The following is a 19,947-nucleotide window of genomic DNA, read 5'->3' on the forward strand; positions in this document are numbered from 1 at the left end:
CGCACGCATGAGAGCCGCGAACCGCTCCCGTCCCGTCCCCCTGGGCCCCCGCTCCCTCGCCGCGCTCGCTCTCGTCAGCGCCGTGGGCGTGGCGGCCTTCGCCTGGCCGCTGTTCGCGGACCCCGACTCGCAGGTGGCCGCGCACGCGCAGGACGCGCCCTGGCTCTTCGCCGGACTGCTGGTGCTGCTCGTCGGCGTGGTGGGGGCGACGATCTCGGAGTCGGGGCTCGGGCCGAAGGCCGTGGCGATGCTCGGGGTGCTGGCCGCGACGGGCGCGGCGCTGCGCCCGATCGGGGCCGGCACGGCGGGCATCGAGCCGATGTTCTTCCTCATGGTGCTCAGCGGACGGGTCCTCGGCCCCGGTTTCGGGTTCGTCCTCGGCTCGGTGACGATGTTCGCGTCGGCGCTGCTCACCGGTGGGGTCGGGCCGTGGCTGCCGTTCCAGATGCTGTCGATGGGCTGGTTCGCGATGGGCGCCGGACTGCTGCCGGGGGCGGCCCGGCTGCGGGGCCGCGGCGAACTGCTGGTGCTCGCCGCGTACGGCTCCGTCGCCGCGTTCGCCTACGGCACGCTCATGAACCTCGCGGGCTGGCCGTTCATGAACGAGCTCGCGTCGGGCGTGGCGTTCGACGCGGACGCCTCCCTGGCCGTCAACCTGGCCCGTTTCCTCGCCTACTGCCTGGCGACGTCCCTGGGCTGGGACCTCGGCCGGGCGGTGGTCACCGTCGTCCTCACCCTCACCCTCGGCGGCACCCTCCTGAAGGCCCTGCGCCGCGCGACCCGCAGGGCGGCGTTCGAGGCACCGGTGACGTTCGAGCCGCGCTGACCCCGTCCCCTTCTGCAACTCTGGTCGAGTCGCACGCGCCGACGCGCCACCTCATGTCCTCGCTCCGCCTCTTCCGCACGGCTGCGGCCGACACATGCCCGCGACCGTCCTGTCCCCGAATGAAGGCGCCCTCCGCGTCCGCCCTGCCCCTTTTCCCTCGCGTCTCCTTCCCGGAAGAAGACCGTCGCCGCTGCCGACGCGGCCGACACCCGGGCGATCGTGCAGAAGATGATCGGGAAATCGTCCCAGTACCAGCGCTTCGCCCGCATCGTCGACCACGGGAGCGACTGGAACGTGACCGCGACCAACGCTTCCAGCGGCGCCTACGGCCTCGTCCGAGCCTTGCCGGGCGCCAAGACGGCCTCGGCGGGCGCGCGGACTGGGAGACGAACCCGGCCGTCCAGATCGAGTGGGGCCCGGACCACACGAACGACCGCTACGGCAGCCCGTGCGACGCGTGGAAGTTCTGGCAGGCCGACAACGGGTACTGAGCAGCACGCCAACAGCAGCGCGAGGCCACGGGCCCCGTCACCGAGGCGGGACGGGGCGGTGCGTGCTCGCCCCGGTCGCCGGACCGCCACCGGGACGAGCAGCCCGTACGCTCACTCAGCGCACGTCCGGCGCGGCCGACAAGGTGCCGGCGAAGCGGCGGGTGAGGGCGGGCGCCGCAGTCTCGGGAACTGCGGTACGCACCGGCCGGACCCCTCTCCGGCCGCCGTGGCGTACGACGAGGCGGTCGGCCTCCGGTGTCCGCTGGTAGTACACACGGCTGCCTTCCCGCGTACGGTTCAGCAGGCCCACGCGGTACAGCCGGAGCAGGTGGTACGACACGGTCGAGGCGCTCATGTGATGGCGTTCGGCGAGTTCCGTGGTGGTCCGGGGGCTGCCCAGATCGCACAGCAGCGACTGCCGGGCCTCCCCGATGACCTGTCCCAGCGGATCCGTCACCGAGGACGTCTCCGGGTGATCGTCCTGCATGCCGGTTCCGATCGAGTAGGCAAGGTGCGTTCCGCTCCCGCCCCATGGATCGTCCCGCAGCATCCAGGTCTTCACCACGGGCGAGGGGTGAAGCACGATGCGTCTCGACTCGAGCAGGTCGCACGACCGGTCGTCCCGTATGCGCAGGGCACCGGAAGCGTACGTCAAGGACGGGTGCAGGGAGTCGAGCGTGGCGCTCAGGCCGAGGCGGGCCATCGAAGCGGCCCGGTGCCGGATATCACTCTCCATCCGCGTACGGATGGCGTTCCAGCGGGTGGACATGAAGGCCGACCAAAATTGGCTCAGCTCGCGGGCGACCCGCTGGGCGAACGACCGCTCCCCGGCCTCCAGAAAGGACTGAACCGTAAGAGAGCCGGGATGCGCCGTTCGCCGGCCCGGCTGCGTCCGGCGCAGGAATTCGCCCATCTGGCACGCGACGATGCCGGCCGGGGTCGAGGCCACCTCGTGCAATTCCGTTTCCAGCACTCCCTGAGGCACGGAGTGGGCGAACATGAAACCCGGCACATAGCTCCCCGCCTCCCGGTGGATCGCCCTGAGCAATTGCAGATCGCGTCGGGACACGAGCTCCCTGACCGCGATCCGTTGCGTCCAGCTCTCGCCACCGGCAGCCATACGACCTAAATTCAGCTGAAAACCCATCTGAGCGAGCGGCGAGACGATGAACGTCGCACTCATCAGGGCGTCGGCACCCAGGCGAACAGAAATCACTTATCCCCCAGCCGTCTTAGGCGCGCTGCCGACCAAGTCACCGGTCGGCGGCCTTCATGACGTCCGGATCTTCACACAGGCACATGGGCCGCACCAGATCATTTTTCCCCATGCAGCTACCTGCGGGGAGAGAAAACGAGACACGGGGGACGTACACCCGCATTCGCCCCCTACACATTCGGGACATTCGAGTGACATAGAAACTCTCCCCGGGCGACAGGAGGCACCATGCGGGAGGATCGTCATTACGGCGTGCAGTGACCTGGACGCGCATGCACAACAAGTTGTGCGCCGCGCAGCGGAGTGCGACTGCAAACGTCGAAGTGATCCTCCAGTGTTTTCCGCTTGATCTCCTCCCGGGGGAAGGGGTCGAGGGGCTGGCCCGCTGGATCGGTCAGGGCGACAATGCGGTCCGCGGCCAGGATGCGACGGCGGATCTCGGCGGCCGGGAGTTCGGTGCCCTGCAGGGTGTGCGAGGACTCCGGGGACTCGGCGAGGGCCAGGTCGTCGAGGCGGCCGTAGACCCCGGGGTAGGACAGGAGCCACTCACGGCGCCGGGACGGCATGAAGAGAACACCGTCACCCTCGTGCGCGGTCCGCTGCACCGCGTGGGCGACCGCGACGACGTCGTCCTTGCGGCTCTCGGGGGAGCGCATCAGCAGCGACCACGGCAGCAGGACCGCGACCACCACGCAGACGGCCAGACACGCGGCCGGTACCCGGACGGCGGGAGCCAGCCGGCGGCGTTGCCCGATCGCCCGCCCCAGCGCCGCCCCGGCCGGCAGCGCGAGTCCCGTCATGCCGAAGAGCACGTACCGGTCGACGTACCACGGCTTGACGAGCGACATCACCATCAACAGGCCGGCCGGAGTTATGAGCAGCGGCAGGGCCAGGCGGACCAGGGAGACGACCCCGGTGGAGCTACCGGCCGCACCGGCGGCGGCATCCGAACCCGTGGCGGAACCCCTGTGCCGCACCAGCAGGCGGCAGAGCAGCATGCCCGTGGCCGAGAGCGCCAGGTACTGCAGCCATGCGGTCAGGCCGGGGCGGCCGAGCCAGCCCAGTTGCCGTTCCGCCTGACCGACGCTCACCAGCGCCAGGGGCAGCAGGCCGGCCACCACGCACGCCGCCGCGACCGCCCAGCTGCGCCACACCGGGCGCGGCACGCGGGACCACCACAACGTCAGCCCGTGGGCGAAGAGCGCCAGCGCCGCGAACTCGTGCAGCCAGCAGGCGAGACCGAGAGTGAGTGCGTACGCGGTCCCCCAGCGGGCGCGGGCGTCACCTGTGGCACGCAGGAAGAAGTACGTCGCCCAGGTGACCCCCGCGGTGACCATCGCGTACGAGCGGCCCTCCTGCGCGTACTGCTGCGTGAGCGGCAGCAACGCGAAGACCAGCCCGGCGAGCGTACCGGCCCGGCGTCCCGCGAGCCGGGCGCCGATCGCCCCGACCCCGGCCGCCGCCAGGGCGGTCGCCACCACCGAGGGCAGTCTGAGGGCCACCAGGCCGCCGTCCCACACGGAGAACACGCCGTGCATGAGGAGGTAGTACAGGCCGTGCACCGCGTCGATGTGGCCCAGCAGGCCCCACAGTTCGCCCAGCGATCGGTGGGCCACTTGGTAAGTGACCGACTCGTCGCGCCACATACTGTCCCGCCGGTCGATCCCCCACAGGCCCAGGGCCAGTGAGGCCAGGGCCGGGGCGACGAACGGCACCGTCCGTCTCGTCCCGCCCATCCACCGGGCGGGCCGGGATATCGCGGCCCGGGAGCCGTTCACGTCCGGGAGCGTCCTCGCGCTCTCGAGGTGCTGAGTGATGATGTCCTCCGGAGGATCGGGGAGTTGCTCGCCGGCGGGACACGCTGGTCCTCGCGGCACGGGGGTGCTGGGGGTCAGCAAGCGTCACCGCGTGCGTACACATCGATCCGGGCCGTGCCGACGACCCGGCTGTCGCGCCGCGCGAAACAGGCGCGCAGCGTCGCTTCCTTCGCCTCCTCCCTCGCATCCGACTCATGCCGCTCGCGCGTGGGTTCCCGCACCACGACGATCCGTGAGACGCGCAGCATGCTCCCCCGGATGCCTGCGGGCGGCGATTCCTCGCCATACAGCGTGTGCGAGGCATGGGGCGCGTCCGCCAGCGCGATGTCCTCCAGGCCGTACGACGCCGGTTCCTGCTGTAGTGCCCACACCCGGCGGCTGCCCGGCAGGAAGAGCACACCGTCGCCGGGCACCGCGACGTCGCGCAGCGCGCGCGACACGGCCCGGACGTCGTCGGTGCGGCTCTCCGGGCTGCGCAGGTCCGTCCCGACCGGGCCCAGCACCGCCACGACGACAGCCGCGGCGGCCGTCGTGAGCGCCGGCACCGCACGCGGGGTCACGGAGCGCCACACCCTGTCGAGCGCGGCGCCGGCCAGGAGCGCCAGACCGGCCTGGGCGTACAGCACGTACCGGTCGACGTAGAGCGGTCTGAGGACACAGGCCAGCAGGAGCAGGGCGGGGGGCAGCAGCAGCAGCAGCAAGGGCAGTGCCGCCGTGCCGAGTCCGGCACGGCGGGAGACCGCCGTCGTCCGTCGGCGCAGTACCGTCGCGCACGCCAGTCCGGCACCGGCGGTCAGCAGGAAACCCAGGACGTCATGGGCGGTGGGGGCCGCGATCCAGTCGACCTGCCGGGACTGGCGCAGACTGAGCAGTACCAGCGGCGCCGTCACCACCGTGATGCAGCAGCAGGCCGCCGCCCAGGCGGCTCGGGCCGTTCGCGGCAGCCGGGCGGCGAGCACCGTCACGCCATGGGCGGCGAGGGCCGGCAGCGCGAACTCGTGCAGCAGGACGGCCAGCGTGCCGAGGACGGTGTAACCCGCCCACCAGCCACGGCGCCGCTCGGCACAGGCCCGGACCAGGACGCAGGTCTGGGCCACGACGAGCGCGGTCACCAGAGCGTACGAGCGGCCCTCCTGGGCATAGCGCTGGACCACGGGCAACAGCGCGAACACCGCTCCGGCGGCGAGTCCGGCCCGTGTCCCCGCGAACCGCCGGCCCAGTGCGGCGACCCCCGCGGCGGCACCAGCCATGGCCAGCACGGACGGCAGGCGCAGGGCGACGAGGCCGCCGTCCCAGATGCGGAAGACTCCGTGCATGACCAGGTAGTAGAGGCCGTGCACCGCGTCGACGTGCCCCAGCGTCGCCCACAGGTCGGGCAGGGCACGGTGGGCCATGTCGTACGTGACGGCCTCGTCCTGCCACAGCGATCCCTCACGGCGGATGCCCCACAGGCCGAGGAGCACGGTCAGCACCGCCGGGGCCAGGACGGTGACGTACGCCGGTGTCCTGGTCCGCGGGACGGCCGACCGGGGCGGGAGGCCGGGACGACGGGCGGGCACAAGGTGCTGTGTCGTGGCGATGGCTGGCTCCGGGTAGGGCGGGACGGGTAGGTGCGTCCAGGAGTCAACCGGCTGGGAAATTGATGGTCAGCCGCCTTTCCGCCTGCCTATCAATGTCGGATCACCTACCGTGAGCCACTGATCGTATGGTGGGTGAGAGGACGATGGGGGAGCAGTGGGCCGTTCGGAGAAGCCGCTGGATCCGGCAGCGGGACCGATACAACGTTTCGCCTACGATCTGCGCGCGTTACGCCGGGAGGCCGGAAGCCCCACCTACCGGGAGATGGCCCGGCGCGCCGGCTACTCCGGGCCCACGCTGTCGAGTGCCGCCGCGGGCGAACGGCTGCCCTCCCTGCCGGTGGCCCTGGCGTACGTCAGCGCGTGCGGCGGACAGGGCGAACCGTGGGAGCGGCGCTGGCGTGAACTGACCGCGCTCCTCGCCGGCCGGCCCGTCGCACATGCCGAGGACGAGCCCGCGCCCTATCGCGGGCTCTCCCGGTTCGAGCCGGAGGACGGCGCCCTGTTCTTCGGGCGGGAGCAGTTGGTCGACGACCTGGTCGGCCTGGTCCGCGAGCATCGCTTCGTCGCCCTCGTCGGCGCGTCGGGCAGCGGCAAGTCCTCACTGCTGCGTGCGGGACTCGTGCCCGCGCTGCGCGGTCCGGACGCCGGGGACGGGCGGCCGGCCGCCATCCGGATCTGCACCCCCGGGGAGGACCCCCTGCCGGCCCACGGCGCGCTGCTGCGGCCGGCGGAGGGCGACGGGGACACCGTGCTCGTGGTCGACCAGTTCGAGGAGGTCTTCACGCTCTGCCAGGATCCGGCGCGGCGGGCGGAGTTCCTCGACGCCTTGCTGCGTCCCGGCGCGGATGCCGCCGCGTCCCGGCTGCGTGTGGTCATCGCGGTCCGGGCCGACTTCTACGGCCGCTGCGCCGAGCACCATGGACTCGTCGAGGCGCTCAACACGGCGTCCCTGCTGGTGGGCCCGATGACTCCGGAGCAGGTCCGCGAGGCGATCGTCGGGCCCGCCAGGGCGGGGCGGCTGGTCGTCGAACGGGCGCTGACCACCCGGATGGTCGCCGACGTGGCACAGGAGCCCGGCGCCCTCCCGCTGATGTCGCACGCCCTGCTGGAGCTCTGGCACCGCCGCCGGGCCCGCACGCTGACGCTGGACGCGTACGAGGCGTTCGGCGGCGTGCAGGGGGCGGTGGCGCACACGGCCGAGGAGGTCTTCGCGGGGTTCACCGAGGCGCAGACCCGGATTGCCAGGGCGATGCTGCTGCGGCTGATCACCCCGGGCGAGGAGGCTCCGGACACCCGGCGGCCCGCCGGCCGGGCCGAACTGGTCCACTCCGCGGACGCCGAGGCCGTACTCGAAGCGCTCGTGCGGGCGCGGCTGCTCACCGTCGACGGCAGTGGCGTCGACCTCACCCACGAGGCGCTCATCACCGCCTGGCCCCGGCTGCGGAACTGGGTGGAGACCGACCGGGAGCGGTTGCGTCTCCAGCGGCGCCTGACGGAGTCCGCGCGGGAGTGGGAGCAACTGGGACGGGATCCGGACGCCCTCTACCGGGGGGCGCGACTGCTGACCGTGCGGGACGCCTTCCTGACAGCGGACGGTCCGTCGGCCGATCTGACCCCGCTGGAGCGGGAGTTCCTGACCGAGAGCCTGCGCAGTGGCCGGTTCGTCCGGCCGGTACTGATCCCGCTCCGACGCTTCGTGCGCAGCCGTTGGTGGCTGGTGTTCCGGCTGGCCCTGCTCTGTTCGGCGGTGATCTGGACGGTCTGGTTCCTCAACCGCGACCATCCGTGACGCCGTGCCCGCTCACCGCTCCGATGGTCAGTCAGCCGCTGCGATGACCGCGCGGGCGTCTGCGAGGTGACGTTCCTTGGCCGATGCCAGGCGCTCGAAATACGCCTTGTGCTTCCGGATCTCCCGCTCCTGAATGCCCTTTTCCGTCTCGGCGAGCGCCTTCACCAGACCGGCCTGTTGTTTGCAGGTCACATCCACCTCGGCGGTTTCCCGCTCCGCGTGGGACGGCACTTCGTCCTTCACCCAGCGGGGATCCTCGCCGACCGCGTAGAAGTCCTTGTACTCGTGCCCCTTTTCCGCCATGCACCGCACCCAGGAGCGCAGCGCGGGTGCCACCCGGGCACTCCTGCGCGCCTCTTCAAGACTCTCGACATTGAGTCTGCCGACCAGGTCCTCGTTCTCTTCGTTCCCGCGTACGAGTTCGTCCCCGGCCAGTTTGTAGCAGCCGTCCTCGGGATCCGTGGCGGCGTTTCTCGCCTCTGGGCTCATCCGTGCCTCGCGGTCCATCTTCCGGGCGGTAACGTCCGTGGAACCGAGAAGCCGGGCATTCGACTTGTAGCCCATTTCCCTGGCGACCGGCATCTCGATGACCCCGTAGCGGCGGCGGTTACGCAGGTCGGGATACTGCTTCCGGTCGCCGATGACTTCCCAGTCGTAGCCGCGCTCCCTCATGCAGTCGCGGGTCAGGAGGTCCTTGGCGCTCTCGATCAGGTAGATCTCGTTGACCGACAACTGGTAGCGGTCGAAGGGCAGCAGGAGGTTCCTGACCTCCTTCGTCGGCTCGGGAGCGGCCGCGAGCACGGTCTTCGGCGTCTCCTCGGTCGATGCCGCGCACCCCGTGACGAGCAGCACGAGCGCGGCCGTCCCAGCCAGCCGGTACCTGGTCATTCATCCACCTCGGGAGCAGCGGGGCAGGAAAGGGGCGAGAAAAGCGGAGTGGCGCCGGCGAACCGGCGCCGCCCCGGGGCATCACAGGAACTTGACGCAGCTGGCCTTGTTGTCGAAGTCGTTGTTGCTGAAGTCGGAGTCCTTGGTGTTGGGCTTGGCGTTGTAGGAGGCACCGGTGCAGGAAGTGCCCTTGTCCCACAGGCCGACGTAGGATCCCGTGTTGTTGATCATCGAGCTGCCGCCGTTCTGCGCGAAGGCAGAGGTGCTGCCGGACCAGTACTTGTTGTTCAGCTCGACGTCGGAGCCGGAGAAGTTCGCGTGCCGACCGCCGTAGTTGTCGTTCTCGTAGAGAACGAAGTACGCGGCCTGCGCCCCCGTCTCGGCGGCCGACGCCGGCCCCGTCATACCGATCGCACCCCCGGCGCACAGAACCGCGATACCCATCGCCACGCCCAGCTTGCGCTTCATTCTGTTCTCCTCTTCGGATGGTCCTATTTCGCTCCGGCGCATTCTCTTCCGCCATGAACAGTTCAACCGAAGATGAGTGCTGGGTACAGATGTTTCGAGAACGCTCGAATGTGCCGCTGAAAGCGGGAACTACCGCTCCGCGGCGACCCGGTCGGTCCGCGCGGCACGGGAGCCGGGCACCCGTTCTTCCCCGACGGCGGCCCCGGCGACCGGGCGGGGTCCCGACAGCAGCCAGGTCAGGCCGAAGCCCGCGCCGACCACGGCCGCGCCGCCCGCCGCGTCCAGGATCCAGTGGTTGCCGGTCGCCACGATCGCGGCGAACGTGAAGGTCGGGTGGAGGAGACCCAGTGCCTTCATCCACCCCTTCGGGGCGACGACCGCAATCACCAGCCCGCACCACAGCGACCAGCCGAAGTGCAGCGACGGCATCGCCGCGTACTGGTTCGTCAGCGCGGTCAGCGTGCCGTAGTCCGGCTGGGAGAAGTCCTGCACGCCGTTCACCGTGTCGATGATGCCGAGCTCGGGCATCAGGCGCGGCGGGGCCAGCGGGTAGAGCCAGAAGCCGAGCAGCGCGAGCAGGGTGGCGAAGCCGAGGGCCGAGCGCGCCCAGCGGTAGTCGACGGGGCGGCGCACGTACAGCACGGCGAGCACCGTCAGCGGGAGGACGAAGTGGAACGACGTGTAGTAGAAGTCGAAGAAGTCACGCAGCCAGCCGATCCCGACCACCGTGTGGTTGACCCAGTGCTCGACGTCGAGGAACAGGGCCTTCTCGATGGCGAGAATCTGCTCGCCGTGCTCCTCGGCGGTCGCCCGGCTGCCGGCCGCCGCGATCCTCACCTGCGAGTAGGCGGCGTACGTGACGCGGATGAGCAGCAGTTCCAGGAGCAGGTTGGGGCGGGTGAGGACGCGGCGCACAATCGGCAGGAGCGGGACGGACTTCCACCGGGTGGGGACGGGAGGGGCGTACTCGGTGGGGACCGGCGCCCGGTAGTACGGCGAGGTCCGGGAGAGGAACGGCACGACCAGGGCGGCGGCGAGCGCGGCCAGCAGGACGGCGTTGTCACGCAGCGGGTGCAGGGCCGCCATGTCCGGCAGCATCATCTTCGCGGGCAGCGTCATCACCAGGACGACGGTGACCGGCCACACGTACCGGTCGGAGGCCCGTCTGCCGACCCGGCCGGCCACCGCGAGCAGCACCCACAGCAGCTGGTGCTGCCAGGTCGTGGGCGACACGGCGACGGCGACACAGCCGGTGATCGCGACGGCGAGCAGCAGCTGCCCGTCCTCCGCGTACCGCACGGCCCGCCGCAGACCGACGACGGCGACCGCGGCGCCCAGCGCCAGGAACAGCGCGATCTCCAGCGGCCCGCTGAGGCCGAACCGCAGCAGCGCGCCGTGCAGCGACTGGTTGGCGAGGCCGTCCGCCCGGCCGCCGAGCCCGACGCCCGCGAGGTGGTGCACCCAGTACGTGTACGAGTCGCCGGGCATCACCGCCCAGGCGAGTGCGGTGCCCGCGGCGAAGGTGACCCCGGTGGTGACGGCCGCGGGCCGGCGGCCGGTGAACCACAGCAGCGGCGCGAACAGCAGGACGGTCGGCTGGAAGGCGGCCGCCACGCCGACGAGCACCCCGCCGGCCCGTTCCCCGCGGACCGCGAAGCACCCGGCGAGCACCAGCAGCACGGGGATGATGCTGGTCTGGCCGAGGTACAGGGTGTTGCGCACCGGCAGCGACAGCATCAGCAGGCTGATCGCGACGGGCGCGGCCAGCAGGGCCGTGCGCCGGGACACCGGCTGCGGCAGGGCGCGCGCGGCGATCAGGCCGAGGGCGACGACCAGCAGCAGCGTGCCGAAGGTCCAGCCCCAGCCGAGGGCCTGCTCCGCCGAACGGGTGAGCGGCTTGAGCACGAGGCCCGCGAAGGGCGTACCCGTGAACCGGGTCGAGTCGTACAGCGAGCCGCTCACATGGAGCACGCCGTTCGGCCCGACCCAGGTCTCCAGGTCCGTGAGGCGCTCCCCCTTGGGGCTGGTCAGCACGGCGGCGACCTGCCGCGCGGCGAGGAGGGCGGCGAGCAGCCACAGCCCCGCCCGGGCCGTGCCCAGCCTCGTCGTCGCCTCGCCCGCCGCCGCCCCCAAGGCGCTGCCCGGTCTGCCCTGCTCCGCGTGTCCCACGCCGCCTCGGCCCTCCCGCCCCGTTTCGTCTCACGGGGGCTCCTGTGCGCACCCGGAGGACTTGTCCAAAGAGTCGCATCACCCCCGGGACAGGACGCAGGCAACCCCTGCTTCACCTGACGTCCGTCCCGCTTTCGTCCGCAAGACGATAGTGCGCGGCAGGTGATGCGCGCCCACAAGGGCGCGACAGATCTCACACACGGCGCACACGGCACGCACGGCGCACATGGGTGTGACACGCGTCCCACCGCCGCCCGCAACAGGGGGACAGCCGGCCGTCACCGGGTCTACGATCACCCCGCGACTAGTTAGTCAGCCTAACTAGACAGACGAAAGGCATGGTGCATGAGCAGCAGCGAGTCCCGCCTCTGGAACGACGTCGACGCCTACTTCACCGCCCTCCTCGCCCCGGAGGACGAGTCGCTCGAAGCCGCGCTGCGGGACAGCCGCGCCGCCGGCCTCCCACCCATCAACGTCGCCCCCAACCAGGGCAAACTGCTCCAGCTCCTCGCCCAGGTACAGGGCGCGCGCCGCGTTCTGGAGATCGGCACGCTCGGCGGCTACAGCACGATCTGGCTGGGCCGCGCCCTCCCCGCGGACGGCCGGCTGATCACCCTGGAGTACGAGCCCCGGCACGCCGACGTCGCCCGCCGCAACCTGGAGCGGGCCGGCCTGGGCGAGCGGACCGAGGTGCGCGTGGGCCCCGCGCTGGAGTCGCTGCCGAGGCTGGCGGAGGAGCACCCCGAGCCGTTCGACCTGGTCTTCATCGACGCGGACAAGGTCAACAACCCGCACTACGTGGAGTGGGCGCTGGAACTGACCCGCCCCGGCGCGCTGATCGTGCTGGACAACGTCGTACGGGGCGGTCGCGTCATCGACGCGGACAGCGACGCCCCGGACGTCCTGGGCACCCGGGCCGCGCTCGAACTCATCGCCACGCACCCGAGGCTGAGCGGCACGGCGGTGCAGACGGTGGGGAGCAAGGGGCACGACGGCTTCGCGCTGGCGCGGGTGCTGGACTGACGACGCGCCCGGCCCCGGCTCCCGTCACGTCTCGTGGAAGAAGCCCACGTTGACGCTGCGGGGTCCGGTGCGGTCCTGGATGACGAGTTCACCGTTGCTGCCGTGCGGCAGCCTGGCCGTGCCGCCGTACGGGAGCAGCCGGGCGCGCACCCCGGCGAGGGCCAGGCTCACCTCCGAGGAGGGGTCCGGCTGCGAGCCGCGGACCCAGGTGACCTGCCAGCCGCCGTCGGGGGCGCACACGAACTCCAGGTGGACCCGGGAGACGAACAGCCAGTCGTCGGGCGTCGCCAGCCGGCACACGGCGCGGTCACGGCCCACCCGCAGCACGGCGCCCGGGTCGCTGGGCGCGTCGGCCATCAGCATTCCGGCCGTCGCCCCGGCGTCCGTGCCGGACACCGAGGCCATGGTGAGTTCGAGCACGTCCGCTCCTTCTGGTCACGGGATCCGGCCCGCTCGGGCCGGCCGCCCCTGTCCGTGGCACCGCGCGGGCTCGCCCGGCGCACCGCCGCCGCATGATAAGTCGCCGCCCGGTTCAGGTGTGCGGATCCCGGCACAATGGACACATGACCGAGCGCAAGCCACCAGGTGTCAGCTTCGAGTCCTTCGTCGACAAACAGATCCGTGACGCGCAGGCACGCGGGGAGTTCGCCGCGCTGCCGGGCGCGGGCAAGCCACTGGCCGCCCCCGACACCCCGTACGACGAACTGTGGTGGATCAAGGGGAAGATGCACCGTGAGGGGCTGGCGGTGCTTCCGCCGACACTGGCCCTGCGCAAGGAGGCCGAGGACGCGCTGGCGACGGCCCTGTCCGCCCCTGCCGAGCGGCTCGTACGGAAGATCGTCACCGAGATCAACACCAAGATCCGCGACATGATGTTCAGGCCCCCGCCGGGCCCGCCGCTGGGCATGAAGCCGTACGACGTGGAGGAGGTCGTACGGCAGTGGCGGGAGCGTCGGGAGGGCACGGACGCGGCCGGAACCGGTACGTGAGCCCGACGAGCGCGAGGCCGCGCCCCGGGTCGGGTGCCGGGGCGCGGCCTCGTCGTACTGCGATGCGGACGCGGATGCGGAACGTGCGCTACACCTTCAGCAGACGCTCGGCCAGCTCGCGGTAGTCGCGCAGGGCGAGACGCAGCTGCTCGGTGTCGTTGGAGGGCGTTCCGCCCTCGCCGTTGGCCTGCCAGGACGCGCGCAGGGTGCGGCGCCGCTCGGTGACGGCCTCGGTGAACCGGGTGGTGATCTCCTGGAGCAGGCGGTCGGCGTCCTCCACGGCGTCCCGGGGCCCGTCGACGAACCCGCTGACCGTGTGGTGGAGCCGCTGCGCGTAGGTGTCGCTCTCGCCGTGGGCGAGGAGCGGGACGTGGGAGCCCGTGGTGTGGGAGCCCGTGGTGTGGGAGCCCGTGACGTGGGAGCCCGTGGTGTGGGCTGTCGCCGCTGTGGTGCCGGGGCCTCCCGCGGTCGATGCCTGGCCCGCGTGTGCCGCGTGCTTCGCGTGCCCCTGCTGCCCCGGGGTCTCCGTGCGTCCCGCCGACCCCTGCGTTCCCGTCACGGGCGCATGGGTCTGCGTCTGCGCCTGAGCCTGTGCGTGCGTCTGAGCCTGTGCCGGTGCATGCGTCTGAGCCTGTGCGTGCGTCCGTGTCTGCGGGTCCTGGTGGCCGGGCACGGTCCCCTGGCGCCGGGTGTCCGGTGCCGTGTCGGTGTCCTTGATGGGGCCGAAGCCCCCGACCTGGGTGTCCCGGCCGGTCCTGATGTCGCCTGCCATGCTGCTCTACCCCCTCAGCTTTCCCTCGGGTGACGCTTGGTGAACGACCACGGCAGGGCGTTGCCCGAGCCGTGGCCCGCCGTCTCCGTACGGCGGGCGGGGTCCCGGCGGCCCGGTGCCACCAGTTCCTCGAAGAGCGCGCGGGCCTCGACGAGAGCCGTGCGCATGTCCTCCGTGCCCGTGTGGGCCCCGTCGCCCGCCGGGGCGTGCGCGACGCGGTGCACCCGCCGGTACCCGTGGACGTGATGCGCGTGGTGCACGGAGAGCGCGTCCAGCTGTTCGTCGTAGCGGCCGCCGTCCGGGAACCCACGGGCGCCGGCCACCTCGCCGAGCAGCCGGTCGGCCTCGGCGAGGGCCTCTCGCGGCGAGTCGACGAAGCGCTCCTGGAGCGCCGTCCAGCGGACCTCGTAGCGCTCGCGCTCCGCGGGCTCGAGCGACCGCGGCCGCAGGGAGCCGTGCCGCCGCACCCGCTCCTCCAGCTCTGCCTCGGCCGCCTTCTTGTCGCCGTCGTGCCGGGCGAGCGTCCGGTCGTACTCGGGCCCGAAGCGGTGCCGCAGCCCGCCGCCGTGGCCCCCTCGGTTGCGCCGGAGCACGACGGCCGCGATGACCACCACGGCCGCCACGATCACGATCAATGCGATGATCACGCCTGTGGACATGGATGCCTTCCGGGGTTGTCCGGGGTTGTCGACCCCAACGGGCCTGTTTCCGCACCGGGTTGCCCGGACGTCCACTCGTAAACTGTTTCCGCGGTCAAGTCCCTCGCACCACCGTCCCGTACGGCCACACCGACGCGCGCGAGGCGTGAACTCCTCGTCGCGGGCGCCTGGTTCGCGCCGAACTGCTCGACCGGCCGCATGCCGGCAGCGGGGCGCGGAGGCACCAGGACGACATGCGGCCGGTGCGCTCGGCGTCGGCCACGAGGACCTCGGCCGGTGTGACCGGTTATGACCTGCCGAGTTCTCGCCGGATGGCGGGAATTGGGGGGCTCCCGGGAGATCTTGTGCGCAAGATCTGCATAATCTCTGGAGTCCGTACGGGGAGGGTCCACGCGTGAGTGAACGACACGGCCAGGCCGGTGAACCGAGAGGCCACGTCTGTCCGCAGTGCGCGGCGCCCCGCGCCCTGGACGGCACCCCGTCCTGCCCGTGCGGCACCCAGGTCTCCGACGCCCTCCGCGACGCCCGTACGGCCCAGGCGGCGGCCGCCGAGGACTTCGACCCGCTGCGCATCCGCCCCTTCGTCGAACTGGAGCGCGAGGCGGCCAGGGACGGACAGCGGGCACCCGGAGCCGCCGAAGGCGGAGAAGGCGTCGGCGAGGCGGGCAAGGAGAGCGCCTCCGTCCGCCGGCCCGAGGAGACCCCCACCATCGCCATGCCGATGGCCGCGGGCACGACCCGGCCGGACTCCGCCGATCTGCGTCTCTTCGAGGAGGGGCCGGCGGGACCGGCCACGGGTGCCGGGGACGGGGCGACCGCTCCCCCGCCGCCCGGGACGGGGCCCGCTCCGGACGGCCGCGGCGCGCGGCGCTCACGGCGCGGACGCACCATGACCGCCGCCGCGGGGGCCGTGGTCACCGTGCTGGTGGCCGCCGGTTTCGTCAGCGGCGTGTTCTCGTACGACACCCCCGAGCGGGACGGGGCACTGCCGGACGACCTGCGGGCGAGCGTGCCGGACGTCCCGCCCGGGCAGGAGGAGGCGGCGGGGCCGGAGGCCGTGCCGTCCGGCAGCACGACGCCGCAGAGCCCGCCCGCCACGACGAGCGACGCCCCTGCGTCACCCGGCACGAGCCCGAGCACCTCTCCGTCGCCGTCCGGCGGTTCGGCGTCCCCTTCCCGGTCGGCGGAGGCCGAGGAACCGGCCGGCACGCCCACCGCGAGCGTCACGACCGTGGAGGAACCGGCGCCCGAGACCGCCGACCCGGACGACGACGAGCCCGCCCCCCGGGTGCTGCGACGCGGCGACGACGGCCCCGAGGTGACCGAACTCCAGCTGCGCCTGCGCCAGTTGGGTATCTACTACGGCGACATCGACGAGAACTTCGACCGCGGGGTCGAGAACGCCGTCCAGCACTACCAGTTCGTCCGGGGCATCACGAACGACGAGCGGGGCGTGTACGGCCTGCCGACCAGGGAGCGCCTGGAGTCGGAGACGCGGGAGCCGTAGGGAGCAGACGCGGAAGCTCCAGCGCGGGGGTGCGCGTCAGCCGAGCCGTACGCGCAGTTCCCCGCCCCCGGCGCGCTCGACCCGTACCCGGGTGAGGTCGGCCACCAGCGCGTCCGGCTCGTGGACGGCCGCGCGCGGCCCGACACCGACGACCCGCATCCCGGCGGAGCGCCCCGCGGCGATCCCCGCCCCGGAGTCCTCGAAGACCACGCAGTCCGCCGGGTCGACACCCAGCTCGGCGGCGCCCTTGAGGAACCCCTCGGGGTGGGGCTTGCTCGCCCCGACGGACTCCGCGGTGATGCGCACGTCCGGCAGCGACAGCCCGGCCGCGGCCATGCGCACGGTCGACAGAGGAACGTTCGCCGAGGTCACGAGCGCGTGGGGCAGACCGGCGAGGGAGGCGAGGAACGCCGCGGCGCCCGGTATCTCCACGACGCCGTCCGTGTCGGCGACCTCCTCGGCGAGCAGGCGGGCGTTGTCCGCGTGATTCTCCTCCATGGGCCGGTCCGGCAGCAGCAACGCCATCGAGGCGTACCCCTGCCGCCCGTGCACGATCTTCATCGTCTCGTCGCCGTCCAGCCCGTGACGGCCGGCCCAGCGGCGCCAGATCCGCTCCACGGCGGCGTCCGAGTTGACGAGGGTGCCGTCCATGTCGAGGAGGAGGGCGCGGGCGGTCAGAACGGTGGTGGCCGTCATCGGCGTGCTCCGTAACGCGCTAGGGAACAAGGTGGCCCCGCCCGCCGGTCAGGGAGTGCGGACGGGAACCACTTTGTTCCCTCACGATACAAAACGACCCCCACCCCGCGCCACCGCCCCCGCGCCACCGCCCCGGACAACGCCCGGGGCGCTGACCCCGCCGCACTTCTCGCAGTGTCATGAACGCGTCACCAACTTCTCGCCGAACGCTCATCCGAAAGCAACAGAGCGCGGTCAGGATCCCATCACCCGCACCCACGTTCCCCATCACCCCAGGGAGTTCCGCATGCGCGAGTTCTAAGCGCGTCGACGGCTCGGCGCACTGGCCGCCGTCACCGGCCTGGCTGCCATGACGGGCCTGCTCAACGCCCCCGCGGCGTCCGCCGCACTGCCCACCCCGGCGTCCGCCGCACTGCCCACCCCGGTGAGCGCCGCGACGGCCCGCACCTACCTCGCCTCCCTCACCGTGCCGACCGAGAACCGCACCGGCTACAACCGTGACCTCTTCCCGCACTGGATCACCATCAGCGGCACCTGCAACACTCGCGAGACCGTCCTCGCACGCGACGGCTCGGGCGTCGTCACCGACTCGGCCTGCGCCTCCACCAGCGGCAGCTGGTACTCCCCGTACGACGGTGCGACCTGGAGCGCCGCCTCCGACGTCGACATCGACCACGTCGTATCCGTAGCCGCGACGGTATGATCCGAGATTTTCGCAGCTCAATACGTCAGCGGCATACCGCCGACTAGGAAGATCGTCGACTACGACAGTCGACACTGAGCATCACTTGGCAGTGAGACGCCAAAGCGACGTGACTTCGGCGGCGCGGGCGGCGTGCAGAGGATCAGCGGTGTCCAGGACTCGCGGGTGCCGCGGCCTGGTGTCGATCTTGTCCACCACGCGCAGGTCCGCAGCCTCGATGCCGGCCAGCAGTTCACCGCGTGTCCTGAGGCCGAGGTGTTCGGCCAGGTCCGACAGGATGAGCCATCCCTCACCTCCGGATTCGAGATGCGCGGCGAGTCCGGCCAGGAAGTCGCGGAGCATGCTGCTGTCCGGGTCGTAGACACCTGTCTCCAGGACCGAGGTGGGCCGGGCGGGGACCCAGGGCGGGTTGCAGACCACGAGATCCGCTCGCCCCTCCGGAAAGAGACCGGGGCCCACGACATCGACGCGGTCGGTGAAGCCCAGTCGGCGGACGTTCTCGCGTGCGCAGGCCAGGGAACGCGGACTGATGTCTGTGGCCATGATGTGGTCGACACCCCGGTGGGCCAGGACGGCGGCGAGCACTCCCGTCCCCGTCCCGAGGTCGAAGGCGGTGCGGTGGTCGGCGCGACGGTCCGTCGACGCGGGAAGCGGCGCATGTGCGACGAGGTCGACGTATTCGCCCCGGACCGGGGAGAACACGCCGTAGTGCGGGTGGATACGAGCGTCGAGGGCCGGTACCTCCACGCCTTTTGTGCGCCATTGATGCGCCCCCATCACACCCAGCAGCTCGGTCAGCGGGACAGCCATCGGCCCGGACGGCGGACCGTACGCCTCGGTGCATGCTTGGCTCACATCGGGAGCTCTGCGCAGGTTCAGGCAGTAGTCGTCTTGCAGCAGAACAAGGAGCCTGCCCAGCACACGGGCACGGTGGCTGCGGGCCTTCCGGTGCAGGCGGAAGGACTCGGCCGGGCTGTCACTCCGTTCGAGCGGTTTCCGGTTGATGCGGCGGCTCATCGCTTGCAGCAGCTGACGTGCGTTGTGGAAGTCGCCTCGCCACAGCAAGGCGGTGCCCTCGCAGGCCAGACGGTAAGCCGTGTCTGCTTTCATACGGTCGTCCGCGTCGATGACCCGGCTGGGAGCCGATGTCGCGCTCTCGGAATGCCAGTGAGCGGAACGAAGGGCGCCTGCCTCGGTCCAGCGAATGGTGGTCACCATGTACTCCTCGTGATCGTACGTGCAGGGGTACGAAGAGCACTTCGACGAGGAGCGGGGGATACGGCCCGTGCGGCAGCACGGGCGCGCGTGTCGGGGCAGGTGGGGCTACCGCTCCCGCGTCGAAGCGCGAGAGGAGTGGTCGCCGAGAACCATGCCGAGCGTCACGATCAGCCCTTCCGGAGAGACGACGAGACGACGTAAGAGACTCGCACAGCCTCCCGCCGCAGGCAACCAGCGCACAGGGCGGGGATGGCCGGGCTCGGCACTCGCCGCTGGAGAAGGAAGGCGGCCCCGGGCTGCCGCCCTCGTCCCGGGCGAGCGTCTCTCCCTTCATGGTGCAGAACTACCACTATGACGCCGCAGGGCACCTGCGCTGGCGCACCGCCGCATCTGGCGCAGGGCCTGGACACGGGGACCGGAGGTGCGGTCGGCTCCGGGTCGGTGGAGGTGTTCCGGAAGCCGGACGGCATCGTTTCCGGTGGCGAGGATCCTGGTCCTGGGCTTGGTGGGGTTCTTGCCCAGCCGGACCGGTCGGTCGTAGCGGCGCCCCCGGTCCTCATCGACCAGCTCGTCCAGCAGGTGCGGGGACGTGCCGGCGACTTCTTCGAGTGCGGCACGGACCGCTTCGGTGATCAGCTCCAGGCGGGTCAGGTCCCGCACCGCGGCCAGGACACGGGTGGAGTCGGTGCGCTGCGTGGTGCGTTCGCGCACCGGGCCGACCTCCTTGAGACGGGCCAGCGCGAGGTCGAGGAGCCGGTCGGCACGGCCGTCTTCGGCGAGCCGGTCGCGGAAGTCGGCCAGCACGCCGTGACGGAAGCCGGGATCGTCCAGCTCCATGGCCATGGCGTACTTGGAGTCGATGCGGCAGCGGACCGCCTCGGCTGCCTGCCGGTCCGACAGGCCGAGCAGGAACTGCAGCACGCAGACTGTGGCCAGCTGAGCAGGCGAGAAACCCGGACGCCCGTCCCGCGGGTACCAGTCGGCGAAGTCCTCGTCGCACCACAGCCCATCGAGGCGGTCACGTACCCATGTCGCCGTCGTGCCACCCGGGTTGCTCGCCCGCGCGACCTGCGGTCAGAGGCGGGACATGCTCACCGGAACGGGGGCGGAGGGACAACCGGCACCTCGACAGCTGC

17 protein-coding genes and 2 pseudogenes are annotated in these 19,947 nt (G+C 71.7%); 7 read left to right on the forward strand and 12 right to left on the reverse strand.

Annotation, left to right across the window (positions count from 1 at the left end; genetic code table 11):
- Positions 1-7 precede the first annotated feature (7 nt).
- Together IEZ04_RS19030 and IEZ04_RS34895 are read left to right on the forward strand one after the other, a co-directional pair.
- Complete coding sequence (locus IEZ04_RS19030) at positions 8-826, forward strand: ECF transporter S component (protein ID WP_189218098.1); 819 nt, start codon at positions 8-10, stop codon at positions 824-826.
- Between the two features lie 53 nt (positions 827-879).
- Positions 880-1,317: pseudogene (locus IEZ04_RS34895) on the forward strand (aggregation-promoting factor C-terminal-like domain-containing protein).
- A gap of 115 nt (positions 1,318-1,432) precedes the next feature.
- Here IEZ04_RS34895 and IEZ04_RS19035 read toward each other — a convergent pair.
- From IEZ04_RS19035 to IEZ04_RS19045, 3 genes are all read right to left on the reverse strand, one after another.
- Positions 1,433-2,500 (reverse strand): helix-turn-helix domain-containing protein, encoded by a 1,068-nt coding sequence (locus IEZ04_RS19035; RefSeq protein WP_189218099.1) that lies wholly within the window; start codon positions 2,498-2,500, stop codon positions 1,433-1,435.
- A gap of 278 nt (positions 2,501-2,778) precedes the next feature.
- Positions 2,779-4,311: a glycosyltransferase family 39 protein gene (locus IEZ04_RS19040; RefSeq protein WP_229821119.1), complete on the reverse strand. Its 1,533-nt coding sequence runs from the start codon at positions 4,309-4,311 to the stop codon at positions 2,779-2,781.
- A 113-nt stretch (positions 4,312-4,424) separates the two neighbouring features.
- Positions 4,425-5,909, reverse strand: coding sequence for a glycosyltransferase family 39 protein (locus IEZ04_RS19045; protein ID WP_189218100.1), 1,485 nt, complete (start codon positions 5,907-5,909; stop codon positions 4,425-4,427).
- Positions 5,910-6,084: 175 nt separating this feature from the next.
- Here IEZ04_RS19045 and IEZ04_RS19050 point away from each other — a divergent pair, with 175 nt between their 5' ends.
- Complete coding sequence (locus IEZ04_RS19050; protein WP_487222066.1) at positions 6,085-7,719, forward strand: helix-turn-helix domain-containing protein; 1,635 nt, start codon at positions 6,085-6,087, stop codon at positions 7,717-7,719.
- A 27-nt stretch (positions 7,720-7,746) separates the two neighbouring features.
- Here the strand turns inward: IEZ04_RS19050 and IEZ04_RS19055 are convergent, their stop codons facing one another.
- The 3 genes from IEZ04_RS19055 to IEZ04_RS19065 form a co-directional block, all read right to left on the reverse strand.
- Positions 7,747-8,607, reverse strand: coding sequence for a hypothetical protein (locus IEZ04_RS19055; RefSeq protein WP_189218102.1), 861 nt, complete (start codon positions 8,605-8,607; stop codon positions 7,747-7,749).
- Positions 8,608-8,688: 81 nt separating this feature from the next.
- On the reverse strand, positions 8,689-9,075 hold the full coding sequence (locus IEZ04_RS19060) for a peptidase inhibitor family I36 protein (RefSeq protein ID WP_189218103.1): 387 nt from the start codon (positions 9,073-9,075) through the stop codon (positions 8,689-8,691).
- 129 nt (positions 9,076-9,204) lie between these two features.
- On the reverse strand, positions 9,205-11,244 hold the full coding sequence (locus IEZ04_RS19065) for a bifunctional glycosyltransferase 87/phosphatase PAP2 family protein (RefSeq protein ID WP_189218104.1): 2,040 nt from the start codon (positions 11,242-11,244) through the stop codon (positions 9,205-9,207).
- A gap of 345 nt (positions 11,245-11,589) precedes the next feature.
- Here IEZ04_RS19065 and IEZ04_RS19070 point away from each other — a divergent pair, with 345 nt between their 5' ends.
- The gene (locus tag IEZ04_RS19070) at positions 11,590-12,267 is read left to right on the forward strand and encodes an O-methyltransferase (RefSeq protein ID WP_189218105.1); all 678 of its coding nucleotides are present in this window, start codon (positions 11,590-11,592) and stop codon (positions 12,265-12,267) included.
- 24 nt (positions 12,268-12,291) lie between these two features.
- Here IEZ04_RS19070 and IEZ04_RS19075 read toward each other — a convergent pair whose 3' ends face one another.
- On the reverse strand, positions 12,292-12,687 hold the full coding sequence (locus IEZ04_RS19075; protein ID WP_189218106.1) for an FHA domain-containing protein: 396 nt from the start codon (positions 12,685-12,687) through the stop codon (positions 12,292-12,294).
- Positions 12,688-12,830: 143 nt separating this feature from the next.
- On the opposite strand from IEZ04_RS19075, the gene IEZ04_RS19080 reads away from it, so the two are divergent.
- Positions 12,831-13,256, forward strand: coding sequence for a DnaJ family domain-containing protein (locus IEZ04_RS19080; protein WP_189218107.1), 426 nt, complete (start codon positions 12,831-12,833; stop codon positions 13,254-13,256).
- 88 nt (positions 13,257-13,344) lie between these two features.
- On the opposite strand, the gene IEZ04_RS19085 is transcribed toward IEZ04_RS19080, so the two are convergent.
- Both IEZ04_RS19085 and IEZ04_RS19090 read right to left on the reverse strand, forming a co-directional pair.
- Complete coding sequence (locus IEZ04_RS19085; protein ID WP_189218108.1) at positions 13,345-14,028, reverse strand: hypothetical protein; 684 nt, start codon at positions 14,026-14,028, stop codon at positions 13,345-13,347.
- A 14-nt stretch (positions 14,029-14,042) separates the two neighbouring features.
- Entirely contained in the window at positions 14,043-14,687 is a 645-nt protein-coding gene (locus IEZ04_RS19090) for a hypothetical protein (protein WP_189218109.1), read from the reverse strand.
- Positions 14,688-15,081: 394 nt separating this feature from the next.
- Between IEZ04_RS19090 and IEZ04_RS19095 the strand changes: the two genes are divergently transcribed.
- Positions 15,082-16,194, forward strand: a complete 1,113-nt coding sequence (locus tag IEZ04_RS19095; RefSeq protein ID WP_189218110.1) for a peptidoglycan-binding domain-containing protein — start codon at positions 15,082-15,084, stop codon at positions 16,192-16,194.
- Positions 16,195-16,230: 36 nt separating this feature from the next.
- Here IEZ04_RS19095 and IEZ04_RS19100 read toward each other — a convergent pair whose 3' ends face one another.
- Positions 16,231-16,890, reverse strand: coding sequence for an HAD family hydrolase (locus tag IEZ04_RS19100; RefSeq protein ID WP_189218111.1), 660 nt, complete (start codon positions 16,888-16,890; stop codon positions 16,231-16,233).
- 322 nt (positions 16,891-17,212) lie between these two features.
- Between IEZ04_RS19100 and IEZ04_RS19105 the strand changes: the two are divergent.
- Positions 17,213-17,581, forward strand: a pseudogene (locus IEZ04_RS19105) (hypothetical protein); the annotation flags it as partial.
- Positions 17,582-17,674: 93 nt separating this feature from the next.
- On the opposite strand, the gene IEZ04_RS19110 reads toward IEZ04_RS19105, so the two are convergent.
- The gene (locus tag IEZ04_RS19110; RefSeq protein ID WP_229821120.1) at positions 17,675-18,811 is read right to left on the reverse strand and encodes a methyltransferase; all 1,137 of its coding nucleotides are present in this window, start codon (positions 18,809-18,811) and stop codon (positions 17,675-17,677) included.
- A gap of 330 nt (positions 18,812-19,141) precedes the next feature.
- Positions 19,142-19,816, reverse strand: coding sequence for a transposase (locus IEZ04_RS19115; RefSeq protein ID WP_487222067.1), 675 nt, complete (start codon positions 19,814-19,816; stop codon positions 19,142-19,144).
- Positions 19,817-19,947: the final 131 nt, after the last annotated feature.

Origin of the sequence: Streptomyces ruber, assembly GCF_014648075.1 — a bacterium.
GTDB lineage: Bacteria > Actinomycetota > Actinomycetes > Streptomycetales > Streptomycetaceae > Streptomyces > Streptomyces ruber.